The sequence below is a fragment of the Companilactobacillus furfuricola genome (assembly GCF_003946325.1).
Classification (GTDB): domain Bacteria; phylum Bacillota; class Bacilli; order Lactobacillales; family Lactobacillaceae; genus Companilactobacillus; species Companilactobacillus furfuricola.
Genome location: NZ_RHNT01000029.1, coordinates 19,621 through 27,711, shown reverse-complemented (window position 1 = coordinate 27,711; position 8,091 = coordinate 19,621). Strand labels below are relative to the sequence as shown.

The 8,091-nt window shown below is 42.5% G+C and carries 8 protein-coding genes and 1 pseudogene; all 9 read left to right on the top strand.

All coding sequences use genetic code 11. The features are described 5' to 3' along the window. Window positions 1-1,095 (top strand): annotated as a pseudogene (locus EKM78_RS08390) (MobQ family relaxase); the annotation flags it as partial. Window positions 1,096-1,179: 84 nt separating this feature from the next. Next, on the top strand, window positions 1,180-1,491 hold the full coding sequence (locus EKM78_RS13120; protein WP_125771251.1) for a hypothetical protein: 312 nt from the start codon (window positions 1,180-1,182) through the stop codon (window positions 1,489-1,491). 41 nt (window positions 1,492-1,532) lie between these two features. Next, window positions 1,533-2,144, top strand: a complete 612-nt coding sequence (locus tag EKM78_RS08380; protein WP_125771249.1) for a hypothetical protein — start codon at window positions 1,533-1,535, stop codon at window positions 2,142-2,144. 1 nt (window position 2,145) lies between these two features. Beyond that, on the top strand, window positions 2,146-2,481 hold the full coding sequence (locus EKM78_RS08375; protein ID WP_015474618.1) for a CagC family type IV secretion system protein: 336 nt from the start codon (window positions 2,146-2,148) through the stop codon (window positions 2,479-2,481). Window positions 2,482-2,502: 21 nt separating this feature from the next. Further along, window positions 2,503-2,865 (top strand): conjugal transfer protein, encoded by a 363-nt coding sequence (locus EKM78_RS08370; protein ID WP_125771247.1) that lies wholly within the window; start codon window positions 2,503-2,505, stop codon window positions 2,863-2,865. Then, window positions 2,834-3,493: a TrsD/TraD family conjugative transfer protein gene (gene trsD / locus EKM78_RS08365; protein ID WP_125771245.1), complete on the top strand. Its 660-nt coding sequence runs from the start codon at window positions 2,834-2,836 to the stop codon at window positions 3,491-3,493. Before EKM78_RS08370 ends, trsD begins: the two co-directional genes overlap by 32 nt. Before the next feature lie 11 nt (window positions 3,494-3,504). After that, window positions 3,505-5,520 (top strand): VirB4 family type IV secretion system protein, encoded by a 2,016-nt coding sequence (locus EKM78_RS08360; protein ID WP_125771243.1) that lies wholly within the window; start codon window positions 3,505-3,507, stop codon window positions 5,518-5,520. After that, window positions 5,513-6,931 carry a type VII secretion protein EssB/YukC gene (locus EKM78_RS08355; RefSeq protein ID WP_125771241.1) on the top strand — a complete coding sequence of 473 codons (1,419 nt, stop codon included), beginning with the start codon at window positions 5,513-5,515 and terminating at the stop codon, window positions 6,929-6,931. The genes EKM78_RS08360 and EKM78_RS08355 overlap by 8 nt, the downstream gene beginning before the upstream one ends. Beyond that, window positions 6,932-8,086 carry a phage tail tip lysozyme gene (locus tag EKM78_RS08350; protein ID WP_125771239.1) on the top strand — a complete coding sequence of 385 codons (1,155 nt, stop codon included), beginning with the start codon at window positions 6,932-6,934 and terminating at the stop codon, window positions 8,084-8,086. It abuts the gene before it with no gap. Window positions 8,087-8,091 lie beyond the last annotated feature (5 nt).

Below are 8,091 nucleotides of genomic sequence, written 5' to 3'. Positions count from 1 at the left end.
GATGTGACTAAACAATTATTGACAATTAACCAACAAGAAAGCTCACTCAAAAAAGCAGATGAACTCTTAAATAAAGTGGTTGATCGCACGACTAAAAAACTTTATCCAGAGCTTAATTTTGAACAGACCACGCAAGCTGAAAGACGAGAATTAATTAAGGAAACCGATAGCGAACAAACAGTTTTCAAAGGCAGTGAATTAAACGAACGTTTAATGAATATTCGTGATGATTTATTGACCCAGCAATTATTGACCTTTACCAAGCGGCCATACGTTGGTTTTAAGCTATTAATGCAACAAGAAAAAGAGGCCAAAATCGATCTGAAATATACGCTAATGATCCACTCTGATAGCTTAGAAAGCCTAGAACACGTCGATAAAGGACTACTAGAAAAGTATTCACCAGCAGAACAGCAAAAGATTACGAGAGCAGTCAAAGACCTACGGACAATCATAGCAGTTAAGCAAGTCATTCAAACGCAATACCATGAGGTATTGAAAAGAGCCTTTCCTAATGGTGATTTAGATGATCTTTCACTAGTTAGACAAGAACAGGCTTATACAGCCGTGATGTACTATGATCCAACTTTAAAGCCATTAAAAGTCGAAATAATGGCACAATGGCAAGAAAACCCACCGAGGGTTTTCAGTACCCCAGAACATCAATTAGGGTTAGCTTATTTGTCGGGGCAGTTTAGCTTAGATCAGTTAGAAAATCATCACTTACAACGAGTTTTAAAGCATGACGGAACGAAACAAATTTTTCTTGGTGAGTGTAAAGCTGATCCAACTATTAAAACCAGCCAGATTGAAAAAATCCAAAAGCAGTTAAAAGAGCAACAAGATAAGGATGACCAGTACCGAAAAGCAAATATCGGACATTATCAACCACTGAACTACAAGCCAGTTAGTCCAGACTATTACTTAAAGACGGCCTTTAGTAACGCAATCATGACCGCCCTATATGCCCGTGATGAAGATTACCATTGGCAAAAACAGGCGCAAGGTTTAAAGGAGACTGAGTGGGAAATGACGAAAAAGCAACGGCAACACCAAACTCGAAACCGGCATGAAGATGGGGGCATGCACTTGTAATGTAAATGTAAAAACAAATGTACACAAGCGTGTTCAAATGGTGCTATAATTTAGTTAATTATTTAAGAAAGGAGTTACCTGCATGTGGCAAGACAACACGAATGGATTAGTTTATCTCAGGCCGGTATCAAGCTAGGGCATGATCGATCATATGTAAGCTTATGGTTAAGGCGGCACCCAAATAGTATGCCCGAAGAATATTTAATGGAAACCGGCACAGTCAAATTAATTTCATTGGAAGGCATTGAATGGATAAGGAAACAAACAAAAAAAGAGGGCGTCCTCGTCAGCAGTAGAGTTGCTAACGGGGATCAGCACCTAGAATTACGCCTTCTAGGGGTCACCCTCCTAACAATCCATTTTACCGGGTGGTCTAGGGGAAAGCTAGTTGCTTAATATTTCTAGCCTAGAAAAGGGCAATATAAGGAGGTGATCCAATGAAAGTAGAAAGCTGGCAAGGCATTAGTGGCAAGCTACTTCATGATGAGCAAAAGGCGATTGTGGTTTATGATGACCAAGCACTGACTGATCAAAAACAACTACAAGAGATTTTGAGACAAGATGGACAACCGATTGATGAAGTTCGGCAAGCAATGATTAAGAAGACCGTTAAACGCCAGTTAAAGACTGAACCATTAAAACTTAGTGGCTGGTTTAATCGCCATCAAGACAGTCAAAATGCTAAAAAGGCCGAAAAAGTGGTAAGTGATAAACCCACCCATCAATATAAGCAAATTAAAAACGAAATGACCTTTTTTGGTGAGAGTTTCCTGGAAGGCTTCTTAGGTTTCTATGGGTTGAAAGTTGATAACGCCTTAGGCCGTTACGAACATAATTTGCATGTCTTAGAGACTCAAGAACTAGGTCAGTCAGAAAAAGAGTATTACTTAGCCACGAGCGAAAATGGTCGCGTTAAATTAGCCACCGACCCATTACCAAGCCAGCAAATTGCCGAGGAGCAATTGGACAAATTCTATCAGCGAGAACCCGAGCAAACGCGAGCAGAACCGACTCAATTACGTTCACAGGAAGACGGAAAGGAGGAATAATATGAAATTTAGCAAAGTAAAAGCGTTAGCAACCACTGGAGCTACTGCGATTTATTTAGGGCTGATGAACGCCCAGGTTGTTTTGGCGGCGGACGGCGGCGAAGTTAAAAGCAAGTTAACTCAAGCTGGTAAGACGATTCAAGGTATTTTAACTGGCTTGGTCGTTTTAGTTGGGATTTGTGTCGCGCTATTTATTATTATCAAAAGAATGCCTGACGCAGACGATCCACGAGAGAAATCAGAGGTTTATCACGCGGTTGGTCGGGTGGCTGGTTTAGTGGCCCTAGCGGCAGCGATTATCTGGCTATTACCTTGGGTTTACAGCCTATTCACTTAATTTAAAAAGGAGCCTGCCAAAATGAAGAAAGGAAGAGAATTTATCTTTCCAGAGAACGTAGATAAAGATTATGGGATCTGGAAAGACTACACCTTGAAGGATTTTGGCTATGCGGCGCTGGCAGGACTAGTGGGCTTAATTTTTATTGCGATCCCACCCTATGGCCTGATTTTAGTCCTGATAAAAATAGTGATTGTTGTCTTAGCCATGACGATTGTCATGGCTATTTTAACAATTCGGCCAGTTGCGGCGCGGAAGAATATTAAAGTGCGGGATAACTTTAAGTTGAAACGTCGCTATGCCAATGGTCAGAAACTGTTTTATTTAAAACCGAAGAAGCGAGGTGAACTAAATGCGTTTGAAGAAGAGCAAAACCGCCAATAAATCAGCGAAGCTCAATTGGGATTACCAACCGCCCAAAATCAATGGTGGCAAAGAAACCATTGATGACATGAGCTTGGTGGTGGGTATGTATGGTAATTACGAAGTTACCAAGACGGGTAATCTCGTTGGCATTTTGGAAGTTAGTGGGATCAACCTGGATCTACTTAATGAAACCGAACAGCAAGACGTCTTTGAGGACTATGGCGCCTTTCTCATGAGTACGTTAGGTGAAGGGGTTGATGACACCTTACAGTTCTTAGAGCCGACAATTCCCGTCAATATGACAGCTTATCTCAATGGTCTCAAACGGCGGTATCTCGCTTTACAAAAAGATCACCCCGAGCAACAGTTCAAAATCCAGCTCATAGCCAGTTATTTGAATCACTTTACTAAAGTCCAAGAATCCAAAAACATGACAACTAAGCAACATCTGCTAATCGTTAAGGTGCCAATTAAAGACAAAAGTGTTAAGAGCTTAAACCTAGCGGTCACTCATTTAGACGAAAAGATCGAACAGGTTAAACGAGACATTGAAAATGCGTTAACGGATTTTGATGTGACGGCCAAAGTTTTGACTAGTCAAGAAGTCCAAGAGATCTTAAAGAACTTAATCAGTTTCAATGGATAGGGGGAAACAAAATGAATTTTGGTGATAAAGTCATTGACTTATTCATGCCAACCAAAAACGAAAGTCAGCAAAATAGTGAAACAGCGGTTAATAAACAAAAATCGGAGGTTGAAGACTTTACCAAGCTGATTGATCGCGATAGCTTGCATTCACTATTCCCGTTTAGCTGGGAACAGTACCCCACCTACGTCCAGTCGGGCGAGAATTTTATTCGGGTGTTAGCGATCGCTGACTATCCTAAGCGGGTGTATGGCAATTGGTTATCCGAATTGAAGCGCAAAAAAGGCGTTATCGATATTGTGCAATATATCGACAGCGCCAGTAACAATTCAATGATTACCTATTACAAGAAGACGATTCAAAATAAGGAAGCACAGAAGTTAAATACGTTCGACCCGTATAAAAAGAAGATTCTGCAAAACTACATTGATTCGGCCAACATGCAACTAGATAAATACCTCGATAATTCTACCACATTTGTGTACCAACATATGCTCATTTATCTGTGGGCTAACAGTTTAGCAGAATTAGATGACTTAACCGAAAACGTTAAGAATACGTTGATTAAACTACAAATGAAGCCCCTAGTGCCCGTTAAAGCGACTTTCCAAGCATTTTGGTCAACCATGCCAATTAACGAGAACCTCATGGGGGATTACACCTATAAAGAGAGTAATACCGAAGTCGCCAGCAGCATGTTTCCCTTTGATGACGCGGAAATTTTGGACTTGAAGCCTAGATCTGATATTGAAGGGGTTAACAAAGATACCAACAGCTTAATTGCCGTAGATATGTTGGATCGCAACAAGACGCTTAATCAAAATCAAGTGATTATCGGGACCTCGGGGGTCGGCAAGACCACCTATATGATTCAGAAAATCCTACGCTACGCCATTCAAGACTATCAAATCTACATTATTGATCCAGAAAACGAATATACCAAGATTGTTGAAGCCCTGGGTGGAGCAGTCTTGCACTTAACTTCTAATGCGAAGTACAAAATTAACCCGCTACAAATTTTCTCCGAAGAAATCCTAAGCGCCGATGAGGCGGTCACGAACCTTGATTTACTAGTCAAAGATAAAATCCAGCGATTAAAGGGATTCTTTGAAGTTCTTAAAACCGGGATTACCCAAGTTGAGCTGGCAATCCTTGATGATGTCGTTAAACAAGCTTACGTCAACAGTGGCGTTTTGAAATATAGCCGCTTAAAAGAGATTAAAGACGATCAGTGGCCGACCTTATCCAATGTTTATGACGAGTTGGAAAAACTGGCAGATAAGGACGACGACAAATTCAATCGGGTTAAAGACTTCTACTACATCTTAGGTAGTTATACCCATGGTTCTAACAGCCTATTTGACGGGCACACCAACGTCAACTTAAAGGGGAAGATCATTTCTTTTGATCTAAAAACACTACAAAGTGAACAGGAAGTCCAATCAGCGGCTTATCTGAATACTTTCCAGTATCTATGGGACGAAATTACCAAAGATCGGCATAGCCGCAAGAAATTGTTTGTCGATGAATTTCACTTTTTGACCTTGCACAAAGCGGCCGCCACCTTTTTCCACCAAGCATACAAGCGTTTTAGAAAATACAATGCCGGGGCCATTGCCGGAACACAGCAAATTCAAGATGTGATCGAAGGCACGACAGATACCGGGCAGAACATTGGTGAAGCCATTATTGGGAACTCCTACACCAAAGTGTTCTTTGGTCTTGACGGTAAAGGCGTTGATGATGTGATTACCAAATTGCGTATGACGTTCTCGGATAAAGAAAAGAAGCTACTAGAACGCCGTAGACAAGGCGAAGCCCTGATGATCTATGGTAGCCAACGCGCCTTTATGCGTGTCGAGTTGACCGAAGAAGAACTACGGCTAATCGACCCAGAAGCTTACCAGGAAAAATACAACCGTGAGACAGCTATTCAACCGGATTATCAAAAGCGCGTGATCCTGACGCCAAGTGAAATTGACGCTTTAACCACTACCGAAGAGGAAGGAGGGACTTTAAATGAGTAAATCAAATCAGCTATTAAATATCGAGGTCGGCACGTTCAAGCGACAAGGGAACAAGTTAATTCTCGAACTCAATCACAATCAGTTTCGATATGACCAGTTGAGTGAGCTAAACGAATTAAAGCAAGCTGATGCCAATTTCTTGCAGTTGGTTAACGTGGTTGAGCAAGGCCAGAAGGTCGTTTTAACTTATGCCTTGCCAGATAAGGTCAGATCATTGAAGGAATTACCACATGAGAATAAGGCAATCCGGGCGGCCATTGCGAAAGAAATTATGGCGCAAAAGGTGGTTGCTGATAGCCAGTATCATATTGCGTTAAATCCAGCTAATCTGTGGTATTACCCCATGCAACATGTTTGGTACGCCTATCGCGCCAATGAACTCATGCCTTATGATGACAAGCATAGCAATTTAGCCAAATACAAAGCACTGATTCTGTTTTGCTTGACGGGGACGCCCTATGAACGGCTACTAAGCAATCCCCAAGAAGCCCTGGCCAAACACCCGGATGACTATTTACAACAAGTGGCTAAAGCTACGTCGTTAAATGAGTTAACGGAAGTGGTTAACGGCATTGATGATTTTGTGAGCTATCACGAATGGCAGGAAGTTGAAACAGCCCAGCAGAAAACCAAACAACGTTTATGGTTGAGTATGGCCGGGGTGGCGATTGTGGCCGTTTTGGCCGTCGGCTTAGTCCATAAAAGTGACGAACGGCAATATCAAAGCTTAGCTAACCAGAACCAAGCCCAGGTCACGCGATTAAAATATAGCGGTCAAATTCAGACCGCTTTAAATGATCAAAAGTGGTCGGAAGCGCAAAAAGATATGAAACGGGCCGGCTATCCTTTAACTAAGCAAGTCAGTGTCTTTTTAAAGCATCGTCAGTACCAGCAAGCCTTAAAGGTTGACCCAAGTCAGTTGAACAAGGTTGTTAATGCGGCTTATGCCAACCAAGATAGCAGTCAAGTGGCCGATTGGCAGTTACCAACTAATGCGACGAGTAAGCAAAAAGATCAATTGAAACTCGAAAAAGCGATTGTTAATTATGATACCAATACGCTTAATAACCAATTATCCTTTACGACGAACGCTGATGTGTTATTGAGAATAGGGCAAGCTTTCCTCGCCCATAATGATACGCAAGACGCCCAGACTGTCCAAACCAAGTTAGCCGGCGTGAACAGTCCTAAAGCTAAGTATTTAAAAGCCTTGTTAAGTCTCAATGCCGCTAAGAACGAAGTTAGTGACGCCCAAAAGAAGTTAGATGACGCCAACAAGATTGATGGCAGTAAAGATAAGGATAAAGACAAGAAGGTGGATTCGGCTAAGTCGGACTTAAAGAACGCGCAGAGTGACCAATCAGCAGCGCAAAAACAAGTCGATCAGGCCAAGCACAAAGTGGGTGATTAAATGCAGGTATTGTCATTTGAATATAAGAAAAAGAAGTGGAAATTGATTGCTTATATTGTGGGTGGCGCCCTTCTGCTAATCATCTTGCTAATTGCCGCGCTTACTGGTCAATTGCAAGAAAACAGTTGTGATAACTCAACCACTACAGAAACACAATTAGATAGTAAGAGCATGACGGAAAATGCCAAAAATATCTATGCGCACTGGAAACAAAAGTATGGTGCAACGCCACAAGCGGCCGCGGGTATCTTGGGGGTCTTACAACTAGAAAGTCGCCTTGATCCCAAGTCCATTAATTCCAGTTCCGGGGCTACGGGCTTGGCCCAGTGGTTAGGTGGCCGAAAAGATAAGTTGGAGGACTTAGCCCACAAAGAAAACAAATCAGCGACCAATCTCGGGGTACAGTTGGATTATCTCGACCAAGAATTGAACAGTAGTTACTATGCGTCAAACAAGCAGATTTTTAAATATACGGACGTGCATAAAGCGACCAAAGCCTGGTTAATGGATTATGAAGGCATGAGCAAAAACCCGGAACAATGGTATTTAAGCCAAAGATACGGTTATGCCGATCATTGGTATTCCGTGTTCGGGGCGAGTGATCCCGTGGCCGGTAATACGTTAGACAATGCGAGTTCCGGCGATCTGACCGAGTTAGGTTGTGATAGTGACCCGAGCTATTCCGGTGGTAGTATCGTCAAAAACGCAGAAAGTATGAAAGGCGATTTCTACTATGTTCAAACCCACCCCGGCCCCGATTTAGGCAGTGATTTAAAGAATCCCAGCAAAACTGGTGGAACTGATTGTTCGGGCTTTGTCTGGTTAGCGCTTAATAAAGCTGGTTACAAGGTACCGGCCAACATGGGCTGGTTTACCGGCACGATGGCCAGTGACGCCAAAGGTAGCCATCAATATCTGAAACAGATCAGTGAAAATGACGCAAAGGCCGGCGATATTGTCATCGTCAATCAAGGTGCGGGAGCCGGAAACAACGGTCACACTGCCATTCTGCTAGGCAAATGGCAAGGCAAAGCCACCAAAATCATTGAACAAGGTGGCGTAGGCGACAAGGTTAACGAAAGCACCTTTGGCACCGCCTTTTATAGCTTACTAAGTGGTAGCGATGTAACGTTAGCCCGGCCAATCAAGAAGTAAGGAGG

What these genes read in the sequence shown, in the direction of transcription:
- EKM78_RS08360 (WP_125771243.1), top strand. Translation starts at nt 3,505, where the DNA reads ATGAATTTTGGTGATAAAGTCATTGACTTATTCATGCCAACCAAAAAC.
- EKM78_RS08380 (WP_125771249.1), top strand. Translation starts at nt 1,533, where the DNA reads ATGAAAGTAGAAAGCTGGCAAGGCATTAGTGGCAAGCTACTTCATGAT.
- EKM78_RS08355 (WP_125771241.1), top strand. Translation starts at nt 5,513, where the DNA reads ATGAGTAAATCAAATCAGCTATTAAATATCGAGGTCGGCACGTTCAAG.
- EKM78_RS08350 (WP_125771239.1), top strand. Translation starts at nt 6,932, where the DNA reads ATGCAGGTATTGTCATTTGAATATAAGAAAAAGAAGTGGAAATTGATT.
- trsD (WP_125771245.1), top strand. Translation starts at nt 2,834, where the DNA reads ATGCGTTTGAAGAAGAGCAAAACCGCCAATAAATCAGCGAAGCTCAAT.
- EKM78_RS08370 (WP_125771247.1), top strand. Translation starts at nt 2,503, where the DNA reads ATGAAGAAAGGAAGAGAATTTATCTTTCCAGAGAACGTAGATAAAGAT.
- EKM78_RS08375 (WP_015474618.1), top strand. Translation starts at nt 2,146, where the DNA reads ATGAAATTTAGCAAAGTAAAAGCGTTAGCAACCACTGGAGCTACTGCG.